General features: G+C 37.8%; 1 protein-coding gene and 1 pseudogene. One reads left to right on the top strand and one right to left on the bottom strand.

The features are described from left to right. Positions 1-144, top strand: a pseudogene (locus F6K49_RS42355) (IS1 family transposase); the annotation flags it as partial. A gap of 11 nt (positions 145-155) precedes the next feature. Here the strand turns inward: F6K49_RS42355 and F6K49_RS42350 are convergent. Continuing rightward, positions 156-1,625 (bottom strand): M10 family metallopeptidase, encoded by a 1,470-nt coding sequence (locus F6K49_RS42350; RefSeq protein WP_293107370.1) that lies wholly within the window; start codon positions 1,623-1,625, stop codon positions 156-158. Positions 1,626-2,278 lie beyond the last annotated feature (653 nt).

The following is a 2,278-nucleotide window of genomic DNA, read 5'->3' as shown; positions in this document are numbered from 1 at the left end:
ATATTGAAAGATTAAATAATACCTTAAGACAAAGACTTAGTCGTTTGGTAAGAAAAACATTGTCATTTTCCAAAAAAGAACGAAAATCACTTAGGAGCTATTTGGAATTTTATTCATCACTATAATCAATGTTTGTCGGTTTGATGAGGCCATCACTACATGTTTATCACTACCAGTTGATTGCCATCAATTTTAAAGCGACCTTTAGCATCATGTAATAATTTATAAGTATGGCTATCTCCGGCATCAACATCATTAGTATTCAGGGTAGCAATAGTGGTACCATTGTTACTGAATTCCTTGACACTGTTGCTAGAAAGGCTGATATCCGTCGGAGCAGTGTTGGTAGGTTTAGGCTCCTTTTGAATATCCTGAACGTCGCTAATATTTATTGTGTCCCCAACAATAATCTTTTCCCATACAGGTGGTGGACTCTCCTGCTCGAAGGTAATGTTAAGGCGATCGCTTTGAGAGACTGCATAGTAGTCTTTGACGGTAATCGAACTATCCCAGCCTAGACCAAGAATCAGGTCATCACCGCTTTTGTTGTGCTTCACACTATCGAAAGCATAATTGGAAAGATCTAAAGTATCTAGATAGTTCCAACCTTCAATAATATCATCACCTGTGGAAATTCCAAATTCATAACCGCTAAAGATATTGGCCGCACTATTGGCAATGATGTAATCGTCACTGTTAGAGTTGATCAGATTGTGAATAACTGTATCGAATGCGATCGCAGTTCCAAATTTAGACGTAACGTATTTTCTTCCGCTTTCATCGGTCCTAGCTTTATAAGAGATACCATTGTAAGCCTTTTGGGTGGTTATAATACCCCCCTGATTCATATCAAAGTGGTAACCTGTATCCAAAAAAGTCAGGTTTGAAAAGTCTAAGGTATTTACACCACCGCTATCCCAGAGGGTTTGCTTAATTTCTTTGGTTGCACCATAATCCTCATTAACATCTGTGTAGCCATAAACGCTCTCAAAGGAGTAAGTAGTATCCCCGTGGTTATACTCCCTAGCTCCATAGATAGACTGTAATGCTTTAATGTCGTAAGTCATTGGGGTAATCGCTGGTTTCCCAGCAAAGTTATACGACATTACTGTGTTGGTAGTATTGTCCTCGTTAAAGGGCAAAAATGGACCGTGATCATGGTCCTCGTATGGATTCGGATGTTTTAACCCCAGAGTATGTCCTATCTCATGAATCAGGGTCATGTAGCCATGATTCCCTGGGTCGTCAGCAAATCCGTTATTACCTGTCGTGTCGTAGGCTTCGTTTATATGCACATCCCCGGCCACATCCGACCTCCAGCCGGAGTTGGTATTAGATCTGTTAGGCAAATAGGCATAGGCGTAGCCCGGACCATCAGATACCATGTAGCGCAATAGACCATAGTCTGTTGCTGTATCTGCTACCTCACGGAAATCAACATCAAGGTATATTTCCAGAGTTTCCAGGATGCTTCTGATATTGTCTTTGGTTCCTTCTGAGATCTCTGAAACCCCGGTTTGAGATCCGTAATAAGGACCACTTTTATAGAAGCTGTAGGTGATAGTATTAGTGTCCCAATGGTGATGATACAGAAGTGAATCAGCTGAGAAAAATGTGTCAGACATTGCTTTTAGTTAACTCTTACTGCTTGACAAAGCCTAGTTACGGTAAATGATTTGGCCGTCAGGGAAGTTCCTGATTGTTGATGGTTCATGTTTAATGGCTTATTGCCAGTTGCCATGAATCGTAGCTATAACCCCATGCGATAACTAGTCAAAGGCACTGAATTTTATAGGGTATTTGGGTGACAAACCATAAATTTTCCCTAGTTAAAATCCCTAATCTTAAATTAATCATGAAATATATCCGTTTACGTTCAAGGTTGATTTGTGTATGTTTTTGTGGTTTTTTTGTTTATTTATTACGGCTTATATGCAAATTTATAAAAAACGTAAATCCGGACAAAAATCATTAACTTAAATGAATTAAATATAAATCATTTAAGTTAGTTTTTTTAAGTATTAACGATGAATTTTTATTTAAGGGTTTGATTAGCAATTCAGTAACATTAACATCATCTAGGCATTATATTTTAGTTGTGAACAGACTACCTTAGGTAAGATACAAAATACAAAATATGAAACGCAATAGGGGAAACAGATCCAGAGTTTGATTGTCCACTAAAAAAAGACATCCTAGGTTTACATCTCATTTATAAACCCTATAAATCAAGCCTAGTAATAGGGATAAAATTTAAAAATTTTCCAGTTTACGTCGA

The organism is Moorena sp. SIO3I6 (genome assembly GCF_010672095.1).
This window is presented reverse-complemented; position numbering and strand designations above follow the sequence as displayed.

Coding starts and splice junctions, on each gene's coding strand:
- F6K49_RS42350 (WP_293107370.1), bottom strand. CDS start 1,625: ATGTCTGACACATTTTTCTCAGCTGATTCACTTCTGTATCATCACCAT.